At 48.5% G+C, this 22,318-nt stretch carries 21 protein-coding genes and 1 pseudogene; 13 read left to right on the top strand and 9 right to left on the bottom strand.

Going from position 1 to position 22,318, the window contains the following annotated elements; genetic code table 11:
- The first annotated feature begins 142 nt into the window (after positions 1-142).
- Both Q3H59_RS07975 and Q3H59_RS07970 read left to right on the top strand, forming a co-directional pair.
- A complete protein-coding gene (locus Q3H59_RS07975) occupies positions 143-1,411 on the top strand; it encodes a phage integrase central domain-containing protein (RefSeq protein WP_014229917.1) in 1,269 nt (422 codons plus the stop codon).
- 424 nt (positions 1,412-1,835) lie between these two features.
- A pseudogene (locus tag Q3H59_RS07970) lies at positions 1,836-3,073 on the top strand (IS110 family transposase).
- A gap of 76 nt (positions 3,074-3,149) precedes the next feature.
- Here the strand turns inward: Q3H59_RS07970 and Q3H59_RS07965 are convergent.
- The gene (locus tag Q3H59_RS07965; RefSeq protein ID WP_041165282.1) at positions 3,150-3,944 is read right to left on the bottom strand and encodes a helix-turn-helix transcriptional regulator; all 795 of its coding nucleotides are present in this window, start codon (positions 3,942-3,944) and stop codon (positions 3,150-3,152) included.
- Between the two features lie 86 nt (positions 3,945-4,030).
- On the opposite strand from Q3H59_RS07965, the gene Q3H59_RS07960 reads away from it, so the two are divergent.
- A complete protein-coding gene (locus Q3H59_RS07960) occupies positions 4,031-5,221 on the top strand; it encodes a CynX/NimT family MFS transporter (protein WP_014229922.1) in 1,191 nt (396 codons plus the stop codon).
- 208 nt (positions 5,222-5,429) lie between these two features.
- Here Q3H59_RS07960 and Q3H59_RS07955 read toward each other — a convergent pair whose 3' ends face one another.
- Both Q3H59_RS07955 and Q3H59_RS07950 read right to left on the bottom strand, forming a co-directional pair.
- Positions 5,430-6,035, bottom strand: coding sequence for a nitroreductase family protein (locus tag Q3H59_RS07955; RefSeq protein ID WP_048762596.1), 606 nt, complete (start codon positions 6,033-6,035; stop codon positions 5,430-5,432).
- 216 nt (positions 6,036-6,251) lie between these two features.
- Positions 6,252-6,827 carry a YceI family protein gene (locus Q3H59_RS07950; RefSeq protein WP_048762607.1) on the bottom strand — a complete coding sequence of 192 codons (576 nt, stop codon included), beginning with the start codon at positions 6,825-6,827 and terminating at the stop codon, positions 6,252-6,254.
- A 308-nt stretch (positions 6,828-7,135) separates the two neighbouring features.
- Here Q3H59_RS07950 and Q3H59_RS07945 point away from each other — a divergent pair, with 308 nt between their 5' ends.
- The gene (locus Q3H59_RS07945) at positions 7,136-7,522 is read left to right on the top strand and encodes a helix-turn-helix domain-containing protein (protein WP_014229926.1); all 387 of its coding nucleotides are present in this window, start codon (positions 7,136-7,138) and stop codon (positions 7,520-7,522) included.
- 189 nt (positions 7,523-7,711) lie between these two features.
- Here Q3H59_RS07945 and Q3H59_RS07940 read toward each other — a convergent pair whose 3' ends face one another.
- The 3 genes from Q3H59_RS07940 to Q3H59_RS07930 all read right to left on the bottom strand — a co-directional run bounded on the left by Q3H59_RS07940 (position 7,712) and on the right by Q3H59_RS07930 (position 9,876).
- Entirely contained in the window at positions 7,712-8,284 is a 573-nt protein-coding gene (locus Q3H59_RS07940) for a flavin reductase family protein (RefSeq protein WP_014229927.1), read from the bottom strand.
- A 93-nt stretch (positions 8,285-8,377) separates the two neighbouring features.
- Positions 8,378-8,893 carry an NAD(P)H-dependent oxidoreductase gene (locus Q3H59_RS07935; protein ID WP_014229928.1) on the bottom strand — a complete coding sequence of 172 codons (516 nt, stop codon included), beginning with the start codon at positions 8,891-8,893 and terminating at the stop codon, positions 8,378-8,380.
- 17 nt (positions 8,894-8,910) lie between these two features.
- The gene (locus Q3H59_RS07930) at positions 8,911-9,876 is read right to left on the bottom strand and encodes an aldo/keto reductase (RefSeq protein WP_082144865.1); all 966 of its coding nucleotides are present in this window, start codon (positions 9,874-9,876) and stop codon (positions 8,911-8,913) included.
- Between the two features lie 116 nt (positions 9,877-9,992).
- Between Q3H59_RS07930 and Q3H59_RS07925 the strand changes: the two genes are divergently transcribed.
- Positions 9,993-10,886, top strand: coding sequence for a LysR family transcriptional regulator (locus Q3H59_RS07925; RefSeq protein ID WP_041165285.1), 894 nt, complete (start codon positions 9,993-9,995; stop codon positions 10,884-10,886).
- Positions 10,887-11,082: 196 nt separating this feature from the next.
- Here Q3H59_RS07925 and Q3H59_RS07920 read toward each other — a convergent pair whose 3' ends face one another.
- Positions 11,083-11,970 (bottom strand): LysR family transcriptional regulator, encoded by an 888-nt coding sequence (locus Q3H59_RS07920; protein WP_048762594.1) that lies wholly within the window; start codon positions 11,968-11,970, stop codon positions 11,083-11,085.
- A gap of 142 nt (positions 11,971-12,112) precedes the next feature.
- Between Q3H59_RS07920 and Q3H59_RS07915 the strand changes: the two genes are divergently transcribed.
- The 3 genes from Q3H59_RS07915 (at position 12,113) to Q3H59_RS07905 (ending at position 14,959) form a co-directional block, all read left to right on the top strand.
- Positions 12,113-13,510, top strand: a complete 1,398-nt coding sequence (locus tag Q3H59_RS07915) for an amidohydrolase family protein (protein ID WP_048762593.1) — start codon at positions 12,113-12,115, stop codon at positions 13,508-13,510.
- A gap of 14 nt (positions 13,511-13,524) precedes the next feature.
- Positions 13,525-13,998, top strand: coding sequence for a DMT family transporter (locus Q3H59_RS07910; RefSeq protein WP_012539997.1), 474 nt, complete (start codon positions 13,525-13,527; stop codon positions 13,996-13,998).
- 100 nt (positions 13,999-14,098) lie between these two features.
- Complete coding sequence (locus tag Q3H59_RS07905) at positions 14,099-14,959, top strand: SMP-30/gluconolactonase/LRE family protein (RefSeq protein WP_048762592.1); 861 nt, start codon at positions 14,099-14,101, stop codon at positions 14,957-14,959.
- A gap of 105 nt (positions 14,960-15,064) precedes the next feature.
- Here Q3H59_RS07905 and Q3H59_RS07900 read toward each other — a convergent pair whose 3' ends face one another.
- Entirely contained in the window at positions 15,065-16,018 is a 954-nt protein-coding gene (locus Q3H59_RS07900) for an aromatic alcohol reductase (RefSeq protein ID WP_014229934.1), read from the bottom strand.
- A gap of 69 nt (positions 16,019-16,087) precedes the next feature.
- On the opposite strand from Q3H59_RS07900, the gene Q3H59_RS07895 reads away from it, so the two are divergent.
- The gene (locus Q3H59_RS07895) at positions 16,088-16,522 is read left to right on the top strand and encodes a helix-turn-helix domain-containing protein (protein ID WP_196781243.1); all 435 of its coding nucleotides are present in this window, start codon (positions 16,088-16,090) and stop codon (positions 16,520-16,522) included.
- Between the two features lie 330 nt (positions 16,523-16,852).
- Positions 16,853-17,809, top strand: coding sequence for an alpha/beta hydrolase (locus tag Q3H59_RS07890; RefSeq protein ID WP_048762591.1), 957 nt, complete (start codon positions 16,853-16,855; stop codon positions 17,807-17,809).
- 295 nt (positions 17,810-18,104) lie between these two features.
- On the opposite strand, the gene Q3H59_RS07885 is transcribed toward Q3H59_RS07890, so the two are convergent.
- Complete coding sequence (locus tag Q3H59_RS07885; RefSeq protein WP_014683004.1) at positions 18,105-19,343, bottom strand: IS110 family transposase; 1,239 nt, start codon at positions 19,341-19,343, stop codon at positions 18,105-18,107.
- Between the two features lie 912 nt (positions 19,344-20,255).
- Here Q3H59_RS07885 and Q3H59_RS07880 point away from each other — a divergent pair.
- From Q3H59_RS07880 to Q3H59_RS07870, 3 genes are all read left to right on the top strand, one after another.
- Positions 20,256-20,975, top strand: a complete 720-nt coding sequence (locus tag Q3H59_RS07880) for a hypothetical protein (protein ID WP_048762587.1) — start codon at positions 20,256-20,258, stop codon at positions 20,973-20,975.
- Between the two features lie 21 nt (positions 20,976-20,996).
- Positions 20,997-21,572, top strand: a complete 576-nt coding sequence (locus tag Q3H59_RS07875) for a DJ-1/PfpI family protein (protein ID WP_048762586.1) — start codon at positions 20,997-20,999, stop codon at positions 21,570-21,572.
- A gap of 141 nt (positions 21,573-21,713) precedes the next feature.
- Positions 21,714-22,310 carry a hypothetical protein gene (locus Q3H59_RS07870; protein WP_241488184.1) on the top strand — a complete coding sequence of 199 codons (597 nt, stop codon included), beginning with the start codon at positions 21,714-21,716 and terminating at the stop codon, positions 22,308-22,310.
- Positions 22,311-22,318 lie beyond the last annotated feature (8 nt).

Genomic DNA, 22,318 nt, shown 5'->3' with positions numbered 1-22,318 from the left:
CTCTGCGAATCCTTATGTAATTTAGATTCAATAAGTTAGCGTGAAAAGTCTTCCCGATGTATTTTTAGTTTTCCCTCCGCATCGGGAGAATTTGGTGGTCAGATTTGGGGTCAAGTTGGTTCGATGACGGAGTGACCCCCAAATGTCTCTTAACGACTCAAAAATCCGCAACTTAAAACCATCCGCAAAACCCTTTAAAGTCTCCGATTCCCATGGTCTGTATCTGCTGGTTAATCCAGGCGGTTCACGTCTCTGGTATCTCAAATATCGTATCAATAGAAAAGAATCTCGCCTTGGCTTAGGCGCATACCCTGATGTGTCTTTGGCTGATGCTCGTCAACAGCGTGATGGTATCCGTAAATTGCTGGCGCATAATATCAATCCTGCACAACAGCGCTCTGCGGAAAGATCCACTTCCTCGCCAGACAAAACTTTCAAGTATGTGGCACTGGACTGGCATAAAAGCAACCGAACATGGTCAGAGAACCACGCCTCCCGTCTGCTTGCCAGCATGAACAATCATATATTCCCTGTGATTGGACACTTGCCCGTAGCAGAACTAAAACCTCGTCACTTTATTGACCTGCTAAAAGGCATTGAGCAAAAAGGTCTGCTGGAAGTCGCAGCACGCACCCGGCAGCATATGTGCAACATCATGCGTCATGCCATACATCAGGAGTTGATAGAGAACAATCCGGCAGCAAATCTGGAGGGTATCATCTCCCCGCCCGTTAAACGTCACTACCCCGCCCTTCAGTTGGAGCGGCTACCGGAACTGTTGGCTCGCATTGAGGACTACAAGCAAGGACGAGAGTTAACCCGCCTGGCCGTATTACTCACCCTTCACCTATTCATCCGTTCCAGCGAGCTTCGTTTCGCCCGTTGGTCTGAGATCGATTTCAAAAATAGAATCTGGACCATTCCTGCCACTCGCGAGGCCATCTCCGGTGTCCGCTACTCTGGGCGTGGTGCAAAAATGCGCACTCCACATATCGTTCCACTCTCCCGTCAGTCCATCGCTATTCTGAAACAGATACGGGAAATATCCGGGCATCGCGTGCTGATATTCCCCGGTGACCATAATCCGTATAAGCCAATGTGTGAAAACACCGTCAACAAGGCGTTGCGCCTGATGAGATATGACACAAAAAATGAAATCTGCGGCCACGGATTACGGGCAATGGCCTGTAGTGCCCTGATGGAGTCTGGCCTGTGGGCACAGGATGCGGTTGAACGGCAGATGAGTCATCAGGAGCGTAACAGCGTTCGAGCGGCTTACATCCATAAAGCAGAATATCTCGATTCCCGTAAAGCGATGATGCAATGGTGGTCGGATTATCTGGATATGTGCAGGAAAGCGTATGCCCCACCTTATATTTGTGGGAAGGAAATCAGTTACACAATGGGATAACCCCTCTGACAGAATAAGCCACAAAAAAAAGCCGTATCAGTCTGTACTGGTAGGGCATTTTTCTGGCTTCAACTCGGAGAAATTGTTAAGCCGTTTATGAGCATCTTTAACCGAATTGACCTGCGTGAATCGAAAGTGTGAGGTCCGCTTATCATTTAGATCTATCCACGGAAACGGATTGGGTCAGTTATGAGCGAACTATAGTCATTCTAACCCTGAGAATTACACTTTTGAGTGATTCAGGGTATGCGCTTACTGGTTACGAATATTGAGCGAGAATCATGTGATGATCGCCGCTTCTCTTTCGAACCAGTAGGTGCTCCGCGTTCGCTAACGAATACTCAGGGCATGCAGATACACTGCTGACTATATTTCTTTCGAAGAGCGTGGAATGCATACCAATCCCCGATGAAAGGAGTTGGTGATGACTGCGACTAATCAATTTGCTGCACATGTTGGTCTGGACTGGGCAGATAAAAAACACGATGTCTGTGTTCAGTTCAAAAACGGTGAACGCGTATTCCATGTGATTGAACATACGGCAGAAGCGCTTGATATCTGGCTTACTGAGTTACACCAGAAGGTAAAAGGCAGAATCGCAATAGCTCTCGAGCTGAAGAAGGGCCCCGTGGTATATGCTCTTCAAAAATATCCCTTTATCACCGTTTTCTCCGTCCACGCTTTGTCCCTGGCTCGTTACCGGCAAGCCTTCTCACCCAGCGGCGCTAAAAATGACCCGCAGGATGCCGAGCTAGCATTAGAGTTAATGCTACGCTATCCCCAAAAGATAAAAGCCATTGAACCCGACAACGCAGATATCCGGTTACTCCAGCAATTAGTTGAGCAGCGCCGACTGCTGGTCGAAGACAAGCGTCGCTTTGTAAATCGGCTCATCAACACGCTTAAGCAGTATTACCCCCTGCCCCTGGAATGGTTCTCCCATCGGGACAATTCACTGTTCTGCGAGCTAATCATTCGCTGGCCCAGCCTGCAACAACTCAAACGGGCTCGCAGCGATACTGTTCGTCATTTTATGAACGCTAAAGGTGGTCCTGCTGTTGCATATACCGAACAGCGGGTTGCAAGTATTGCCAATGCTATTCCACTGACCACAGATAAAAGTGTAATAGAGGCAAATGCATTGATGGCAACAGCACTCGCATCTCAAATCAAACTGGCAGGCGACCTAATCAGAACCTACGACGAACGTATTGAATCCTTATTCGGTACGCTTCCGGATGCAGAACTGTTCAAATCACTTCCTGGAATGGGACCGTGCATGGGTCCAAGGATGCTTGCCGCACTGGGTGATAACCGCGACCGCTTCAACAGCGCTGAAGAAATTCAAAACTACGCAGGTATTGCACCGGTGACAGAACGAAGTGGCCAGAAATCCTGGGTTCACTGGCGATGGCAGTGTGCTAAGTTCGTCAGGCAGACTTTTGTTGAATGGGCTGCCAAGACGGTTAACTCATCATACTGGGCCAGACTTTATTATCAGGGACTGCGAGAAAAAGAGAAATCGCACCAATCTGCAATCCGGGCTCTTGCTTTCAAATGGATAACGATCATTTACCGCTGCTGGAAGACCAAACTCGGTACGATGAAGCGAAGTATTTGCTGGCTCTCGAAGCGCGACACTCGCCCTTACTGAAGCCATAAAAAGCTTGTTGAATGTCTCAGGGCGTGAAGCGGACGCTGGTGTTCTTTGAATAAATCCGGCTTCTGTGCTTGTGCACTAATCCAGGGAAGAAAAATATTGCGTCGGTGATTTACCCAGCGCTTTTCTGAACATCGTAATAAACGCACTGACCGAATCATATCCCAGCGTTCCGGCTACGCGCTGCACGGGCTGACCTTCAGACAGATGGCTCAGGGCAATCATCAAATGCAGCTGCTGACGCCAGCGACCAAAGCTCATTCCTGTCGCCTCTTTTATCAGCCTGGCCAGAGATCGTTCGCTGATGGCCAGATGAGCAGCCCAATGCTTTAACGTTCGCCGGTCATCTGGCTCATTAAAAAGTGCCTCAGCCATAATCCGGATTTTAGGATGATCTGATACAGGAAGATGGAGTGCTTCAACCGGCACATCCGGAATATGCTCCAGCAGCACCGCTGCAAGCCTGGCGGTTTTACTGTCAGGAGAATAAGCATGTTCCTGCTCTGCAAGATACAGAACAAGCTCGCGAACCAGAGGTGTAATCGCTATGGTACAGCAGATTTTCGGCATCGCTGCCGTGCCGGGCTCGATGAATAAAAGGCACGTGTCTGCATTCTTCGTGATCCGGCAACGGTGGGGGATTTCTCCCGGAACCCAGACGGCATGTCCTGGTGGAACAAGCCACAGCGCATCCTCAACCTCACAGCGCACTGCACCGCGCAAAGAGAGAATAAGTTGCCCCTTGCGATGAGCGTGCGGACTTTGCCCGGCATACTCACCTGACGATGATACATGCAGGGCGATAGCGGCCTGACTGAAATCATCGGCATTAAACTCTTCCGGCGAGGTCACAGATTTTTTATTAACTGGCATGATTTAGCTATATGTTGTCAGGTTATCTATATTCTGTAACTCATGCGTCCTTTAAAGTCTTTCTTTTTTCAGAGAAAGCAAAACTTATGTCCCACACTACGAACAAGTGGTCTTCAATCATACTTGTGACCGGCATCCTTTTTATCGCCATTAACCTGCGTGTTCCTTTTACCGCTATAGCACCCGTTTTAGAGTCCATTCGCCATGATTTTGGGCTAAGTATCACAGCCGTTGGGTTGCTTAACTCGCTTCCTTTACTGGCCTTTGCCGCCTTTTCTCCACTGAGCGCATCGATTTCCCGCAAGTACGGCCTGGAACGCACCCTTTTTGGTGCCCTGGTCGTGATTTCAGCGGGGATTCTGCTTCGCTCAACAGACAGCGTCTGGGCGCTTTATGGCGGAACAGTGTTAATTGGTATCGGGATTGCCCTGGGCAATGTCCTGCTGCCTGGCCTGATCAAACGTGACTTTTCCGGCAACGTGGCTTCCGTGACGGGAGCATATTCCATCACCATGGGCGCCGCTGGCGCCATTGGATCTGCCATTGTCATTCCTCTGACGCAGAGCTGGGGCTGGAACATCGCGTTAGCCATGTTGGTTATTGCACCGCTCCTTGCGTTGCTTTTATGGTTGCCGCAGTTGAAGAAAAAGCATCAACTGCCAGTAGCAGGTGAGAAAAAAGCAGCGACCGTTGCGGTCTGGCGCTCGTCTCTGGCGTGGCAGGTCACCTTGTTTATGGGCCTGAATGCGATGCCGTTTTATGTTGCGGTCGGCTGGCTGCCAGCCATTCTGACAGACAGTGGGCTCTCCTCAGCTCAGGCTGGTGAGGTACATGGCATCCTTCAGCTCACCACCGCCATTCCCGGCCTGATTCTGGCAGCCACGCTGCGTCGTCTTAACGATCAGAAATTAGCCGCTGCTGGCGTCAGCCTGTTAACCGCAGTGTCCTTTATTGGCATCCTTTATTTGCCAAATCTGGCGATGCTGTGGGCTGCACTCCTCGGCTTCGGCTCGGGTGCCAGCATGATGCTGGGTCTGACCTTCATCGGGTTGCGCACTACAAACGCTGGTGATGCTGCCGCGCTGTCAGGTATGGCGCAGAGTATCGGTTATCTGATGGCGGCGATGGGACCGCTGTTGCTGGGTAAAGTACAGGAGTTGTCCGGAGGTTGGACGGTGCCATTACTGATGACCACAGCAATCTCAGTTGCAGGAGCCTGCACCGGAATGGCTGCCGGACGAGATGCGCACCTGGAACCTGTACAGCAGCCGGGCTGAATGGGTTTACACAGCAAGGTACCAGCTGATCCTCTGCGGCGGATGCTTTCCATCGAGGTTCTGAAGCGTCTTAATGGTACCGGAGCCATCTGTACTATCCCGATGAGCGGACTTTTCGGTGAAAAGGCCGCTCAGGGCGAGCGTAACATTCAGCGGCCGCCCTGAAGCTCAGGGCGATCGCGGTCAGTAATAATATAATAAACAAGCCTTATGACTGTTTGGCAACGATGAATCGCTTTTCATCACTCATAAAGGCTTTTTCACTGGCGGGTGAAAGGATGGCACCGAAATTCATATGCGCGCGGAGTTTCCATGATGGAGGAACATTCCACTCAGTGCGAATATCTTCATCGATCAGAGGATTATAATGCTGCAGGTTGGCACCAATTCCTTTTTCAGCCAGCGCCAGCCAGACAGCATACTGTGCAATACCTGTGCTGTGCTCAGACCATACCGGGAAATTGTCCGCATAGGCCGCAAACTGCTCCTGTAGTGACTTGACAACATCCTGATCCTCGAAAAAAAGTATTGAGCCGGCAGCCGCTGCAAACCCGTCTATTTTATCTGAGGTGCCGGAGAAACTTTCTGCAGGCACGATTTTGCGTAACTGTTCACGCGTGAGTTCCCATAAGCGAGCGTGCTGCTCACCCAGTAAAATCAGAAGCCTTGAGCTTTGCGAGTTAAAAGCAGAAGGAGCCTGCTTCACTGCCTCAATGACAGTGCCGATCAGCTCGTTCTCCGGGACAGGAATATCTTTTCCAAGTACATAAATGGTGCGTCGTTTTCTGGCAAGCTCTAAAAAGTTACCTGTCATGAATTAGCCCTCAGATGAATTGTTTGACATCGTAATTTGCCCCGTCTTGCCCTCTGACTGGACTGATAGGGTCAGCATGCAATAATACACGCTGACTCATTAGTGCATGCTTTCCGAAGGATTACGGACAGGATGCGACATTGTTAAAAGTTTGGACTGGAAGTAAAGATGCTTCATCAGCCCACGCTTCTGAAGCATTAACGGCTCCGCATCTTATTAATCTGAATACGCCTCCGAAGACACGGTCAGTGTGATATTATCGCTTACATAAGGAACGTATTTATCAATTTTAAAGTCTGATCTCTTAATCACACCGGTGGCGTTAAAACCTACCGCATTTTTCTTCTCCATAGCCTGAAAACCTGCTTTGTTCAGGGTTGCATGAAGAATAACCGGCCGGGTTATGGATTTAATGGTTAAATTTCCCCGTACGTCATACTTATCACCATTCATTTCAATGCTGGTGCTTTTAAAATTTGCGACCGGATATTTCTCCGCATCAAAATAATCTGGCTGACCAAACTCTTTATTCAGTGCTGGAACGCCGGTATCAATACTGGCTACAGGAATGTTGATATCAACCAGTGATAAAATTTTTGTTGCCGGATCGAACTTAACTGTGCCATCTACATGATGAAGGGATGCCGTCGGGTTCGAAAAACCTAGGTGGTTCCAGCTAATAACCACAGACGTATGCGATTCATCAAGTTTATAACTCGCTGTTTTCGCCTGTGCAGCAGTAGTAAAGAGAAGTGAAAATAACAGTGAAGCAGAAAGTACATGATATTTCATTGATATAACCCGATTCATAAGGATTGATTGTTATTAGCGCAGGCGCTTATATAGCAAGCCGGCTTATTTGATAAAATTTTCGTTATTACACAAAAAAATTATTTGTTCGTGCTGGCGGCTAATGGCTATCAGTGTTCGTAACGTATGACATTATCGTGTCACAAACTCAGCATTACCAACTCATTATCTGGTTATTTCAATAATTACGATGGTTAAGCCGCAGCAGCATGGCACATGCAAATCTCTTGATTTCAGCGCTATAGTAGATTTAGACTAACTTATCTTCAAGTACCCACCTCAAGGTAAGTATGGAAAAATTCAACGACTGTTTTACACTGGACAACAAAGAACCCGGTAATGTTTTGCGGGAGGCATGTCCTGCCCGTGAAGTTCTCGAGGTTCTGGTGAGCAAATGGACATTGCTCATTATTCATGCCCTTTCTGACGGTGCATCAAGGCCGGGTGATTTGCGAAGAAAAATTCAGGGTATATCAGAAAAGGTGCTGTCACAGAATCTTAAGGAACTTGAAAGCAGGAATCTTGTTACGCGCACTGTCTTTCGTGAAGTACCGCCCAAAGTCGAATATGCACTCACGGAACTGGGAACGTCCCTCTGGCAGGCAGCGAATGAACTCAACCGGTGGGTAGAACAAAACTGTCACTTTCTGATTAAAGACACTGATCCTTCCATGTGACATGCCATTGTTCATTTATGAGTGCTGCGGGCTAACAGGAGCATATAAGAAGGCAGGCTGCAGGCGCCGAAAAGCGACTTCCCTTGCTGGCTCAGAGGCGGTATCGCCTGCTGGCCATGAGGGAACAGCAAGGCATTTTAACAACAAGTCCCTGCAGTTTGTTGTATCAGTACAAAAAGCACTCGCGTCTCAGTCTTTGCCCGGCCCATGGTCAAACCGGGTTCCTTTGCCGATGGCATAAAACTGCCCCCCGGCGACATAATGTATGGTTCGTAATTCGTCAGGTGCTTCATCAAATATCCAGTGTCCATTGCGAAAAACCCGATCGTCACTCCACGCGCCGGCAATTTCTCCCATAAACAGATTATGTTCCAGCTCATATGCCGCGTTGGGTATTACCTTACATACAAGCCAGCCAGCACAACCCTCTACCAGCGGAACATCGAACTCTTTCAGGTAGAACGTCGGTATTTTATGATTCTTGTCAGGCCTGTCACGGTAGCTGTGCTCACCTGCGTACAAAACGGTTTCCATCTGGCTGACTACGGGGATCTGTACGGCAAACAGACCACTTTCTTCCACCAATCCACGGGTATAAGCCTGCGGACCGATATACGCCATGACTTTATTGATCCCCACCAGACTCACCCAGGCAGCGGCCATCACATTGGCATTACCATTATGCTTAGCGGAAATCATTGTAGTTGGGCCGACCTGCAATAATCGATATGCTTTGTTCAGTTCGACTGGCTGTAAAGACACACGATTTCTCCTTCCCATAAATGAAAAATGTGCCGTTATCAGCAACGGCACATTTGAAGGCGTTTTAATACACTGATGATCGCCTGAAGATAATCAGGCTAATACCGTTTTGTATCGTCCGGCCTGAGCTGCGATTTCTTCGTCAGTTATCGTCGCGCTTCCGCCTGTAATGAACGGCTTGATGTAGTTCATACCCAGATACCCGGAGATGGTTTCAAAAGACAGCAGGTACTCTCCTACCGTATGTCCGGCAGCGCCATCAGGCTGATAGGCAGACTCAGCACCTCCAAGCGAAACTGCCAGCATGAGTTGCTTGTCGTGCAGCGCCTGTGTTTCTCCACCATGTGACCAGCCGTACGTCAGTACATCGTCAAGCCACTGTTTCAGAAGTGGCGGCGTGCTGTACCACTGCATAGGGAACTGCAGCACGACACGATCCGTCTTCTCCAGGGCAGCCTGTTCAGCGGCCACGTCGATTTTGCCATCCGGATACAGGTCATAGAGATAACGCACTTCAACGCCTGTCAGTGATGCTGCACCTTTTGCCAGGGCTGAGTTTACCCGGGACTGATTAATGTTGGGATGGGTAACAAATACTGTTGTTTTCATAGCGATCTCTTATTTTTTCAGAAGAATGTTTCGTCAATTTCAAGCCGGGATAAGGCTTCGTTGATATCATTTAATTCGGCGTCACTGAGCTGAACATTTGCGGCGTGAAAATTCTCTTCCAGCCGGTGTAGTTTTGTTGTTCCCGGGATCGGCACAATGTAAGGCTTCTGAGCCAGCTCCCAGGCAAGAACAATCTGTGCTGAAGTTGCGTTGTTTCTTTCTGCAATTTCAGCGATTAGCTTAAGAAGCGTCTGGTTATTTTCCATCACCTCTGGTTTGAAGCGCCCCATCATGCCCCGGTAATCGCCTTCCCCGTAGGTTGTATTAGCTGTGACCTGACCACTCAGGAATCCATTACCCAGCGGGCTGTAGGCCATAAAACCAATATCAAGTTCATCGCAGACCTTAAACAGATCCTGTTCAGGTTTACGCCACATCATTGAATACTGGTCTTCAACCGCAGTGACCGGGCAGATGGCATGAGCCCGGCGTATGTAAGATACGGGCGCATTGGATAAGCCCCAGTACTTTATTTTGCCCTCCGCGATCAGCTCTTTCATTAATCCTGCCACCACTTCCGGCTCAACTTTTGGGTCGACACGATGCTGATAAAACAGGTCGATATGGTCGGTCTTCAGGCGCCTGAGGGAACCTTCCAGTTGCTCTCTGACAGATGCCGGACGGCTGTCTAATACCGGCACCAGCTGTCCATCACTATTTTCCATTCCTGTCACGCCGAATTTGGTCGCGATGACAACGTTGTCCCTGTGTTTGCTGAGCGCTACCCCCAGCAGTTTTTCGTTTTCAAATCCGTAAATGGGGGCAGTGTCGAAAAGGTTGCAGCCCAGCTCTACAGCCTTGTCTATCAGCTTTGTCCTTTCCCGGATCTCAACTGAATAGCCATAGCCATGGTCCATGCCCATGCACCCCAGCCCCATTTCCGAGACATGAAGCCCCTGGCTACCTAACCTTCTAATTTTCACGATTATTTCACCCTTCTTTAAGGTATTAACTATTCTTAGATGCTAAGTATACGGTTGGATTTATTGCTGAAAAATTGTTAATTTAGAAAATCAGAATTGCTAAAATCACAATTATTATGAATAAACTCGATGCCCTGAGATTTTTTGTTACTGCTGCAGAAACAATGAATTTTCGCGAAGCGGCAGTCAGGCTGGCCATTTCTCCATCCGTGGTGACACGCACGATTGCTGATCTGGAACATCAGCTTGGCGAACCGCTTTTTAAGCGCAATACCCGATCCATTGTGCTGACCAGCTTTGGTGAGTTTTTCTTGCCCCGTGCCATGCGGCTGCTTGAAGACTCAGAGGCCCTTTTCCAGACGGCCAGAGATGACAATGAGATGAAGGGTGTTGTGAGGATCACGCTATTCCGGTTTCCCGGCCACGAGCAGGTGTTATATGAGCTTCTGACCGCTCTCGATCCCTATCCTGAGCTGTTTATTGACTGGCGGTTAGACATGATGAAGCTGGATACTGTCCAGAACCGTATTGATATGGGGATCCGTATAGAGCGGGAGCCAAACCCGAATTTTATCGTCAGGCCCATTACGCTGGTTCATCATGCCCTGATGACTTCTCCCCGGCTCATTGACAGGCTGGGCGCACCGAAAAATTTTGAAGACCTGCGTCAGCGTTACCCTTTCAGCGGTCTGCTTAACCCTGAAACCGGCAAGGTGTTTGAATTTATGCTCGACGGCGTCAATACCTTTATTCCCCGGCACCTGGAGTTTTTTACCACCGACTCCCAGTCTGAGATTCAGGCTGCGTTAACCGGTAAAGCCGTGATTCAGTCGAGTAATCTGGCCTGCAGGGAATACCTTGAAGACGGCAGGCTGGTGAATGTCCTGCCGGAACTGAAACTGGAAACCTGGCAGCTTTATCTTTACCGGCCCTATCAGACCCTGGTACCACAGCGCATCAGGACCGTTTTTCACATCCTTGAAAATATTTTACTCAGACACTTTAGTTAAAAGAGGGCCCGGATGTGGCTGGCGCTCTTAGCCGGCGTCCCCCCGTAAACCGGAGATGTGAATTTCTGGGTACAGCCTTTCTCCGGGAAGTCGCTGCTCCGGGATGCTCATATCCGCGAAATAAAGTCTGCCGTTCTTTCAGGTCCCCTGAATACTGCTGACTTTTAGTATGCAACGGGGAGCTGTGACAGACGTATCAACTGAATATTTCATCTATCCAGTCTGCAAATGCACGTACGGCGGGTGAAAGAAAACGCTGATGGGGATAAAGCAATGCGACAGGAACAGACGACGGCTGCCAGTCGGCCAGGACTTCAACCAGCGTTCCTTTCTGAAGGTGTTCTGCTACAACGTTCTCAGCAAGCTGCGCCAGCCCGAATCCTTCGAGGCACATTTTTATATAGAGTCCCGTCTCGTTGACGGCTGCCTGCCCCCTGACGGGTACGGACAGCGTTTCTGTTCCCTTTACAAAACGCAATTCGTCTGTACGCCGGCTTTGTCCGGAAAAATAATGAATAGCCCGGTGATGAGATAAATCTTCAGGTGACTGCGGAATACCGTACTCCCTGAGATAATCGGGAGAGGCGCAGGTGATCCAGCGAAATTCTCCGAGCGGACGGGCTACAAGCGTGGAGTTAAGTAACTCTCCGGTTCTGATCACGCAGTCCACGCCCTCCTGAACCAGGTCAACCTGCCGGTCGCTGACGCCGATCATCAGGTAAATATCAGGATAACGGCTGTAGAACTCTTTCAGGTTTGGCATCACGAGGAAGTGCGCTATACCGCCGGGCATATCAACGCGTAAACGACCACGGGGGCGCCTGTTCGAATCGGCCAGACTGGCTTCCGTATGTTCAATTAAGGCCAGAATTTCCCGGCACTGCGCCAGATACTGCATACCTTCCGGAGTCAGGCTGACACGTCTTGTGGTCCGGTTCAGCAGACGCACCTGCAGATATTTCTCCAGGTTTTTGATGGTGCTGGTAACAGTAGAAGAAGGCAGGGACAGTGTTTCCGCTGCCCGGACAAAGCTTCCGGCCTCAGCCACCCTTATAAAAACCTGCATAGCCTGAATACGATCCACCTGATTGCGCTCCTGAATAGCATGTGACGGTGATAACCATCATTATTCGCAAATTCTGAATGATGAAAACACGTTAGTCATCTTTTTCAGCTTAAACAGGAGGCGTATTGTTTTCCTTCTGAACCTGAAAGAGACAATTCAAATGACCGATTACTGCAGAAATATTGTTAACAATCAGACGGCAAATGCTCCGGTAACGCTGATCAGCGGTGCAACCATACTGAGTATGGATGAGAATGTTGGTAACCATGAACGTGGCGATATTCTTGTCACAGGGTCAACCATCACCGCCATCGGTAAGGACCTGAACGCCGAGGGTGCTCACGTCATTGATGCCACAAATATGATTGCCATGCCGGGGATGGTCGATTCTCATCGTCACGCCTGGGAAGGCCAGCTGCGCCGCATCAACCCAAACGCCACCTGTCTGGACGACTATAGCAATGCCACGCACTTCTCGTTTGCGAAATACTATCGGCCCGCAGATATCTATGTCGGTAATCTCCTGACGGCGCTGGGCGCGATTGATGCGGGTATCACTACCATGATTGATAACTCGCACAACAGCCGTACCGCAGCACATGCAGACGCCGCCGTTGAAGCCCTGCTTGATGCCGGAATTCGCGCTATTCATGCTTCCGGCGCGCCGGTAGCAGGCGAATGGGACAGAGCGCACTGGCCGGGTAACTGGCAGCGTCTGCAGGAAAAATATTTCAAAGACAATCCTGAGGGACTGGTTTCTCTGGGCGTCATGGCCCAGCTGGAGCCGGAATTGTGGGCCGAGGCCCGCCGGCTCGGGCTGCCAATCGTGACCGAATTCTTTGGCGCTGAAATGGCTTCAGAGCTTAAATCACTGCATCAGCAGGGCCTGCTGGGCCCGGACAATATCTTCAATCACTGCACAGCACTGCCTGATGAGGGCTGGGAAATCCTGCGTGAAGCCGGCGTACGAGTGAACGTCTGTCCGCGCTCAGATTCGCACTATGGCATTGAAAGCGGGATGTTTGCCATTGAGGCCGCGCAGCGCCATGGCATCAATCCTGGCCTGAGCGTGGATAACGAAACGTCTTACAGCACAGATATGTTTATGGAAATGCGCGTGGCGTTCTATCTGCAGCGAGTAATGGGTATGCATAAGCAGCACTGCTGTGATTCAGGGCATTCTCTGACAACGCTCCCGGCAGCGCAGCTGCTGAAGTCGGCAACCGTCGATGGTGCGACCTGTGCCGGACTACAGGATAAAGTGGGTAGCCTGACGCCAGGCAAACAGGCCGACCTGACCCTGATTAACGCTGCTGATCTCAATCTCTATCCGAACGGGAATGCCTTCGGGACGGTGGTGCATGCAACTGAACGCAGCAACATCGATACTGTCATGATTGGCGGGCGCATCGTCAAGCAGAACGGCAAAGTTCTGGGCGTGGACAGCGAGCGTCTTCGTGCTGCCATCGATGAATCACGCGAACACCTTTTCGCCGCCGCCGGGTATGAGCCGGACATCTTTGCGGAGAAATTCCTGCCGCTGGTACAGGCAAACTGACAGGGAATAACAGCATGAGCGCGATTTATTACGTAATAGCTTTTGCAGCGGGTCTTGGTATTACCTTGCAGACAACCCTGAACAGTCAGCTCGCAAAAGGACTCGGGGGCGATCCGGTCACCGCCGCGTTCTTTTCCTTTACGGCCGGGGCGTTGAGCCTCGGGATTTACTCGCTGCTACGTGGCGGGTTATTTAGCTCTCTCGCTGCTATTCCTTCGCAGCCAGCATGGAGTCTGGCGGGCGGCCTGATCGGTGCCTGTGCGTTGTTCAGCTACGTGGTGCTGGCACCGAAAATCGGTTTTTCAGCCCTGCTCGGGCTGGCAATCGTTGGGCAGTTACTCTCGTCGCAGATGATTGACCATTTCGGTCTGCTGGGTGCTGTACGGCGACCGGTTTCGCTACTCAAACTGGGGGGCATGCTGGTCATGCTGGCAGGACTCGCCATCATGCTTTTTGGTGACAAACTTTCAGCGCGTTTTTTGCCCTGACAGGGTGGGAATAGCTTGTTACTGCCGTCTGCCATAATGCAGATGGCCTTACGCTTTTGGTCAGGCGCGATGCGAAACTTTTATATGCGGGAGAAATAACATGTTTTCAGTGTCTGCTGATGCCAGAAATTTGCTGGGAGAGTGCCCAATCTGGTGCGAGAGGACACGCAGGATTTACTGGACTGACATTGAAGGCAGCGAGCTGCTTGCCCTTGAAGAAGACACCAGTGTTGTGATGCGCTGGTCCCTGCCTGAACGCCTCGGATCGTTTGCTCTTACTGAACATTCTGACGTTTTATTGATGGGACTGGCGTCCCGATTCGCCTTCTGCGATCTGAATACGGGTATCTTTACGCCGGTTGTGGCGTCACCGGGAGGACCGGGAACACGGACAGGGGATGGTCGGTGCGACCGCGAGGGTAATTTCGTCTTCGGGACCATGGATGACGGATACCCCGCGAAAATCATAGGAAGATTTCACAGGCTAAATGCAGCGACACTCAGCATTGAGACGCTACCCCTGCCTGAGGTGGCCATCCCGAACAGCATCTGTTTCAGTCCGGACGGCAGCACGATGTATTACTGTGACTCGATGCAGGGCCGTATAATGTGCTGTGATTACCCCTCCATGAATAACCAGCGCGTGTTCACTGCAACAGAAGGAAAGGGAGCGCCTGACGGCTCCTGCGTGGACGCAATGGGCTATGTCTGGAATGCCGAATGGGGAGGAAGCCGTGTTGTACGTTATCGTCCGGACGGAACGACGGAGAGTATCCTGCCCTCTCCAGGAGTTCAGAGCACTTGCCCGACACTCGCGGGAGAAGCATTCACAACGCTGTATTGTACCAGTGCCAGCGTGGGTCTTTCTGTGCCGTCAAGGCATGATGGAGCATTGCTAAGAGCGAAATCAGCCGTATTCCCCGGTTTACCGGAGAGCCGGTTTTCAGCGCACACAGCGTAACCGCTTTGCTATCAGTGCCAACAGGGGGAACAGAGTCTTTCTCTTCACCATATTCGGTTAGGCAGGAGAAAGACTCTGGTATTTATTACAGCAGCTTAAATACGATTATAATGAGCTGCCCGGGGTCAGATTTGCATTTATCCAGGCTGCCACGTCGGTAACCGGAATGTTATGGCGTTCATTGAATGTCTGCTTTTTATCCCATGCAACACCCCGCCCCTGTGCAAAAACGGCACGATACTTAGACATCATGTCTTGCGGGTTGAGCGCGAGTTTATCCATCAGATATTGTTCGCTCCATTCCGTGCAGCTGAAAGGACGGCCAAGCGCTGATTGCAGCTTATCTGCTACCTCTGCGTAGGTCAGTGTATCACCGGCGATATACACAATTTCGTTCCGGATGCGAGGAGTTTTAAATACGATCGCTGCCGTCAGCATCCCGATATCATCGGGAGTTGTCAGCGTCATGGTGTTGTCAATACTGCCGAGTGCGTGAACAGTATCGTTCTGCAGATCGACCACACCGAAGTCTGGTTCGAACAAATAGCTCATGAAGATGCCGGTCGAAATGATGACCCACTCAGTTTCATGCTGGCTGCGTAGTAAATCACGCACGTCAATCTGCGCGTCGAAGATGTCTTGTGGACTGCCGCGTCCGATGGCATCAAAATCGGCACCAAACTGCCATGGAAAATAGCGTGGAATCCGCGCCTGCAGGGCCGCCTGCGCCAGTTTCATCGGTGTATTTATGCCGGCCGCGTACCCCGCGCAGCCAACGACTGTGTCAAATTGCGCAAAGAGGCTGGCCAAATCGTCGACAGAACTCATGACGAGATCGCCCGTGACTATATTAATACCGAGGTTTCTGATTTCCGTGATAACGAATTGTTTTCCAGGTTCATCTGACGTTACGGTACTTTCGCGCAGCAGCACGCTGATTTTCGTTCCCTCCACATCTTTTGCCCGAAGGGCAAGATTTCGCAGAACGGGGAGGCCCAGCTCACCGGCACCGAGCACGAGGATATTTTCAGACGTAGTGTTAAGATCTGTTTTGTTCATAATCTGGCCTTACATGAATTGTTGCACCACTCTAGCAATTCATAACAGGCTAAAAAAGAAGGTACATGTATGATACCGGGAGTCAATGAAATGGATCGGGAAGATATTCTTCAGTATTCGCAGGCTGTTTGTAAGGGGCTGAGAGACGATGATGATGGCTTGCGGCGGGAGGTGCTGGCTCATGCCGGAAGTCGCTGGTCGCTGGGTATCGTCAACACGCTTGGCGTTTATGGCAGACTGCGTCATGCCGAAATTGGCAGGCGTATGCACGGAGTGACTCAGCGCATGCTGACGCGTACATTACGACAGCTTGAGCGTGACGGACTGGTTATCCGCCATGATTTCAGTGAAATCCCGCCACGAGTCGAATACGAACTGTCCGATACAGGTATGGAGTTACTTGTACGGATGATCCCGCTGTGGACCTGGATTGTCGATAATGCTGATCGCTTTCGTGAAGACCGGTTGAGATATGAAAAAAATAACAGTAACCCGGGGACGTAACTGGCCATGAATATAAAACATCACTTTTCATGGTTTGTAACGAATACAAGTATCTGAATAGATAAGCCTTCGGATATGTATGTATACAGTAGTCATCCGGAGACAGAACCGATTTCACCGGGCTCGGCCGGGATGGTGTAATTAAAGAGGATTAGATTTTACGTATCTCTATCATCAATATCAGTCGGTGCATATTTCAAATGGGTGTTATAGCGAATTTGATTTTCGCCACCATTAATTCGGCCTTAAAAATTATCTGACAGGATGACCTATCCTTTCAGAATAATAGGTTGACTGGCGAAACAATATTTTAAAAACTGGTGATTTTTTATGATTCCTAAAATAAATAGTGAAGTCTCTTCTGATTATCATGATCTGCCTGGTTATATTCATGGGGCGAAAATTATCCAAGTCGCTTTGACTAAACACCCTATAGACAATATCAGTGATGTGGTTTATGAGACAGTGAAAAACACTCGTTCTGTCAGGCAATTGCATATGTCTTTTCTGGTTCCTCGTACCAAAATTTTGAAACCAGCCATCATCTATTTTCCTGGGGGAGGATTTATGACAGCTGAGCACAATAAATTTGTGGAAATGCGCATGGCTTTAGCGGAGGCTGGCTTTGTTGTTGCAGCGGCAGAATACAGGACAATTCCGGATACTTTCCCTGCGCCAGTGATAGATGCTAAAGCAGCAGTAAGATACCTTCGTCAACATGCCCACGATTATGGAATTGACCCCTCACGAATTGGTGTATTTGGCGATTCTGCAGGAGGATGGCTGGCGCAGATGCTTGGTACCACTAATGGCGATAAATCATTCGATCACGGCGATTTTCTCAGCCAGTCCGCTGATGTGCAGGCTGTGGCTACGCTTTACGGAATATCAGATCTGCGTAACATAGGTGACGGTTTTCCGGATCACCGACAAAAAGTGCATCAGTCTCCTGCAGTCGCGGAGTCACTGCTAATTAATGGTGTGGCTTTCAAGAATTTTGCAGGTGCCTCCATCAGTTCTGTACCTGAAAAAGCGATAAATGCAAGCCCCATAGGACGTCTCAAAGGATGTAAACCTCCGTTCCTAATAATGCATGGAAGTAAGGATACATTAGTATCGCCTAAGCAGAGCGCAACGCTTTACAAAGCCCTTTTGGAATCGGGGAACAAAACGGACTACGTACTTATCGAAGGTGCAGAACACGGTGATGATCACTGGTATCAACCCGTTGTCATAAATAGGGTTGTTGACTGGTTCAGCGGGCATCTTTGTCCTGATAATACATGATGACTGACGCTCTGTTGAATCACTCAAACTGTTGTCAGCAACGTCCGCTTCACGCCCTGAGACATTTGACAAGCTTTTTACGGCATCAGTAAGAGCGATTTTCGCTCTTCCAATGCCAGCAAAATAGTTAGCGAACGTGGAGCACTTACTGGCTCGAAAGCAAAGCGGCAATCATCAAACCGCATGATTCTGGCACAATATTCGTAACCAGTAAGCGCATACCCTGAATCACTTAAAAGTGTAACTCTCTGGGTTCGAATGACTATATCACGCCCTGAGACATTCGACAAGTTTTTTACGGCATCAGTAAGGGCGATTTTCGCTCTTCCAGTGCCAGCAAATATTTCGCTTCGTCATAGCGGGTTCTGGTCTTCCAGCAGCGGTAAATGATCCTTAGCCATTTGAATGCCAGAGCCCGGATCGCGGATTGATGAGATTTTCCCTTTTCTCGCTGCCCCTGATAATACAATTTGGCCCAGTATGATGAGTTAACCGTCTTGGCAGCCCATTCAACAAAGGTCTGCCTGACGAACTTCGCACATTGCCATCGCCAGTGAACCCAGGATTTCTGGCCACTTCGTTCTGTCACCGGTGCAATACCTGCGTAGTTTTGAATTTCTTCAGCGCTGTTAAACCGGTCTCGGTTATCACCAAGTGCAGCAAGCATACGTGGGCCCATACACGGCCCCATGCCCGGAAGTGATTTGAACAGCCCCGCATCTGGCAATGTGTCAAACAGCGTTTCGATTCGTTCGTCATAGGTTTTGATGATTTCACTCACGACTTTAATTTGTGTCGCCAGTGCTGTTGCCATCAAAGCATTAGCCTCTATAACACTCGGGTCTGTCGTCAATGGGATCGCGTTATCAATACTCGCAACACGTTGCTCGGTAAGGGCTATTGCGCGGCCACCTTTGGCATTCAGAAAGTTGCGGATCGTGTCGCGCCTGGCGCGTTTCAGTTGTTGCAGACTGGGCCACCGCATAATCAGTTCACACAACAGTAAGCTACCCCTATGTGAGAACCACTCCAGGGGCTGAGGGTAATACTGTTTAAGCGTGTTGATTATCCGGTTCACAAAGCGGCGTTTATCTTCAACCAACTGACGACGCTGCTCAACCAGTTGCTGGAGTAACCGGATATCCGCATTGTCGGGTTCAATGGCTTTTATCTTTTGGGGATAACGCAGCATTAACTCTAATGCCAGCTCGGCATCCTGCGGGTCATCTTTAGCGCCGCTGGGCGAGAAGGCTTGCCGGTAACGAGCCAGGGACAAAGCGTGGACAGGGAAAACAGTGATAAACGGATATTTCTGAAGAGCATACACCACGGGGCCCTTCTTCAGCTCAAGGGCGATAGCTATTTTGCCTTTCACCTGTTTGTGCAACGCGTTGAGCCAGGCATCAAGCGCTTCTGCTGTATGTTCAATCACATGGAATGTGCGTTCGCCGTTTTTAAACTGAACGCAAACATCATGCTTTTTATCCGCCCAGTCCAGACCAACATGAGCAGCAAACTGATCTATCGCAGTCATAACCAACTCCTTTTAACCGGGGATTGGTATGCATTCCACGCTCTTCGAAAGAAATATAGTCAGCAGTTTGTCTGCATGCCCTGAGTATTCGTTAGCGAACGTGGAGCACTTACTGGCTCGAAAGCAAAGCGGCAATCATCAAACCACATGATTCTGGCACAATATTCGTAACCAGTAAGCGCATACCCTGAATCACTTAAAAGTGTAACTCTCAGGGTTCGAATGACTATATCTGGCACAGAGCTGTCCACGGCTAGGATCAAGGACAGCTTTGAGCGAACAGCGGAAGTTCGGAACGTATACTTACATCGAGGCGTCTTGAGCAATGGGGTGCAGGTCACTGGCATAAAAGGCGCGTCAGGTTTTCCGTATCCGCTCTGGTACCTTCATTGTCCAATGCACTTATCCGCGACTTCGTTTTCTCGATCTCATGAGAGACTCAGGCGACATCTTCAGCTTTTGCGCATAGGACAATCACCATTCCGCTGGTATCGACCTCCACAATGTCCCCAGGTTCGGCATGCATGCTACTGATGGAGACAGGCTGGTTTACTGACCTGTCCCCTGTCCCTACCGGATCACATAAAGCGACCTCTGGTAAACATCGAATACATATATCATGAGCTGTATCGTGCTGACGTCCGAGTTCGGCATCTTGCTAAGCATCTTAATCGCTTGTGAGCTATGACCTCCTGACGGCATAGAATCTATGCATCTTTAAGAGTACCCAAGTATAGAAGCATAGCTTTCAGTAATTATTGAGTATGAAGGACTGATCAAAAGAAACAATATAGGTAATCATCATAAAAGTTATTTCTCTCGTACTAAATAACCGTTATAGACTGAAATCACGGAACGATTGACCGAAGTGAAATCAACATTCAGCAATTCAATTAACGGGGGAGCGACCATATGGAAATCCACAACCGGACTCCAAATGTATATGACCTGCTTGAAATAAACAAAATCCTACTTTCAACTTCAAATAATGGTGAGTCATTTGAGAAAGACTTACATCTCAATGGATTCATAGAAAAACCATGGGGATATGAGTATAGAGTTTATTGTGATTCTATTTTTGATGTATGGCGCCTTCATATATCAAAGAATCTATCCACTTCAATGCATTGTCATATACTGAAAGTCACCGTCCTTATATGCCTAAATGGTGATGGCGAGACCAGATTTCTTGATGGTACACATCAGGCGTTAAAATCTGGCGACAGCATATATATTGCAAAAGGTGTGTTCCATCAGACTATTTCTGGAAAATCAGGCATCGAATTAATTGAAGTTGAAAACCCAAGAAACAAATTCGACTTACTCAGACTTAAAGATAATTATGGCCGGCAAAATATGGCATATGAAAAGAAATCACAGGAACATGATCTTTTACCTCCTTTGCAACAGATATCTGCAGGCACATTGATCAGAGAACATGACCTACACAAATTAGCATACTTCTCCGTCAAAAATCTTGATAGAAAAATGTTGAATGACGAGGATGATTTTATTTTTATTTCATTAGATGTAAAAAGCCATCTAATGGGAAAAATTCATATCCTACGAGCTAAAGATGCCATCTCAGAAATGTACTGTGGTCAGAATGTATTTTTAATTAACGTCCCGTAACGCAATAAGAAGGAAAATGACATGTCTAATCCGACACGAGTAGTGATAATCACTGGTCCAGGTTTTCAGGATCACGATGTAGTTTATACTTACTATCGTTCTAAAGAGGAAGGATACGATATATCTATTGCAACAAAGGATGGAAGTGCAGTGATAGGGAAATATGGCATCACTGTTCCTATGGATAAAAGATCCAAAGACAATATTAATTTTGATCAACTCAACGCCACTGATTTTGATGCTGTTATTCTCACTGGCGGTCATGAAGCGCCTGATAGAGTTCGCCAAGATCAGAGAGTTAAAGATTTTCTAAAACAGATGGTAACACAGGGGAAAGTTGTGGCTGGGCTCTGCCATGGTCCCTGGATTATGATTTCTGCCGGTATTCTAAGAGACAAACTCGCCTGCGCTTATGTTGGTCTGAAAGACGATAGGGTTAATTCCGGCGCTAACGTAATTGAAGCAGATGTAGTTGTCGACGGGAATATCATAACTTGCTCCTATTATGCCGAATGTGGAAAATTTATGCGTCAGACATTCGATGCAATAGATAGATGGAAGCGCGGAGAAACTCTTAAAGAACCGCTGGTGGTATAATTCGATGTTAATAGCAATGGATTTCGACGGGGTCGTGGTTGATGGAGTAGACGAATGCATGCTAATTACATGGAATGTATTACATGACAGACCTCTCAGTGATTTTAACAAAAATGTACTTCAAAAAAAATACCAAGTCTGATGGCTAAACGGTTCAGGAAATTAAGGAATTTTGTACGTCACGACGGTCACTTTATTTCCTCATTCACCGAATTTGGTAATGAGGCTATAGATAATGACAGATTCACTGCCATATATGAATCGATTCCAACTGAAGAAAAGGAAATATTTAGGGATAAGTTCATCCAGTATAGGAACCTGGCAAGAAGTATTTACCCTAGTTTTTGGGCTGAACTACACCGTCCGCTATTGGATGTTTCAAATTTATTTGAAACAGCTAATGATATCTATATTGTGTTGGGAAAGGATGAGGAGTCAATATCATTCATTCTAAGTAAATATGGTTTAAACATACCCGCGAATAAAATTTATGGGAGGATGACCGATAAAAACAAGACTCTCACCTTGCTAAAATCGATAGCCTTCGATAAAAACGAGGAGATTATATTTATTGATGACAATATCCAAAATGTTATTGATGCATTAGATCATGGCATTCAATCATTTTGGGCTAATTGGGGATACAACATCCCTGAGCATAAATTAATGGCCCTTCAAAAAGGAATTAATGAATTTAATACCGAGGATCTCTTGAAATTAGTCAAGAAACCCTCTTAACGCGATAT

Source organism: Pantoea sp. SORGH_AS_0659 (assembly GCF_031453915.1).
GTDB classification, from domain to species: Bacteria; Pseudomonadota; Gammaproteobacteria; order Enterobacterales; family Enterobacteriaceae; genus Pantoea; species Pantoea leporis.
This window is presented reverse-complemented; position numbering and strand designations above follow the sequence as displayed.

What these genes read in the sequence shown, in the direction of transcription:
- Q3H59_RS07945 (WP_014229926.1), top strand. Translation starts at nt 7,136, where the DNA reads ATGGAAAAATTCAACGACTGTTTTACACTGGACAACAAAGAACCCGGT.
- Q3H59_RS07965 (WP_041165282.1), bottom strand. Translation starts at nt 3,944, where the DNA reads ATGCCAGTTAATAAAAAATCTGTGACCTCGCCGGAAGAGTTTAATGCC.
- Q3H59_RS07885 (WP_014683004.1), bottom strand. Translation starts at nt 19,343, where the DNA reads ATGACTGCGATAGATCAGTTTGCTGCTCATGTTGGTCTGGACTGGGCG.
- Q3H59_RS07915 (WP_048762593.1), top strand. Translation starts at nt 12,113, where the DNA reads ATGACCGATTACTGCAGAAATATTGTTAACAATCAGACGGCAAATGCT.
- Q3H59_RS07955 (WP_048762596.1), bottom strand. Translation starts at nt 6,035, where the DNA reads ATGACAGGTAACTTTTTAGAGCTTGCCAGAAAACGACGCACCATTTAT.
- Q3H59_RS07905 (WP_048762592.1), top strand. Translation starts at nt 14,099, where the DNA reads ATGTTTTCAGTGTCTGCTGATGCCAGAAATTTGCTGGGAGAGTGCCCA.
- Q3H59_RS07935 (WP_014229928.1), bottom strand. Translation starts at nt 8,893, where the DNA reads ATGAAAACAACAGTATTTGTTACCCATCCCAACATTAATCAGTCCCGG.
- Q3H59_RS07895 (WP_196781243.1), top strand. Translation starts at nt 16,088, where the DNA reads ATGATACCGGGAGTCAATGAAATGGATCGGGAAGATATTCTTCAGTAT.
- Q3H59_RS07880 (WP_048762587.1), top strand. Translation starts at nt 20,256, where the DNA reads ATGGAAATCCACAACCGGACTCCAAATGTATATGACCTGCTTGAAATA.
- Q3H59_RS07950 (WP_048762607.1), bottom strand. Translation starts at nt 6,827, where the DNA reads ATGAAATATCATGTACTTTCTGCTTCACTGTTATTTTCACTTCTCTTT.
- Q3H59_RS07960 (WP_014229922.1), top strand. Translation starts at nt 4,031, where the DNA reads ATGTCCCACACTACGAACAAGTGGTCTTCAATCATACTTGTGACCGGC.
- Q3H59_RS07925 (WP_041165285.1), top strand. Translation starts at nt 9,993, where the DNA reads ATGAATAAACTCGATGCCCTGAGATTTTTTGTTACTGCTGCAGAAACA.
- Q3H59_RS07890 (WP_048762591.1), top strand. Translation starts at nt 16,853, where the DNA reads ATGATTCCTAAAATAAATAGTGAAGTCTCTTCTGATTATCATGATCTG.
- Q3H59_RS07975 (WP_014229917.1), top strand. Translation starts at nt 143, where the DNA reads ATGTCTCTTAACGACTCAAAAATCCGCAACTTAAAACCATCCGCAAAA.
- Q3H59_RS07900 (WP_014229934.1), bottom strand. Translation starts at nt 16,018, where the DNA reads ATGAACAAAACAGATCTTAACACTACGTCTGAAAATATCCTCGTGCTC.
- Q3H59_RS07910 (WP_012539997.1), top strand. Translation starts at nt 13,525, where the DNA reads ATGAGCGCGATTTATTACGTAATAGCTTTTGCAGCGGGTCTTGGTATT.
- Q3H59_RS07875 (WP_048762586.1), top strand. Translation starts at nt 20,997, where the DNA reads ATGTCTAATCCGACACGAGTAGTGATAATCACTGGTCCAGGTTTTCAG.
- Q3H59_RS07870 (WP_241488184.1), top strand. Translation starts at nt 21,714, where the DNA reads ATGGCTAAACGGTTCAGGAAATTAAGGAATTTTGTACGTCACGACGGT.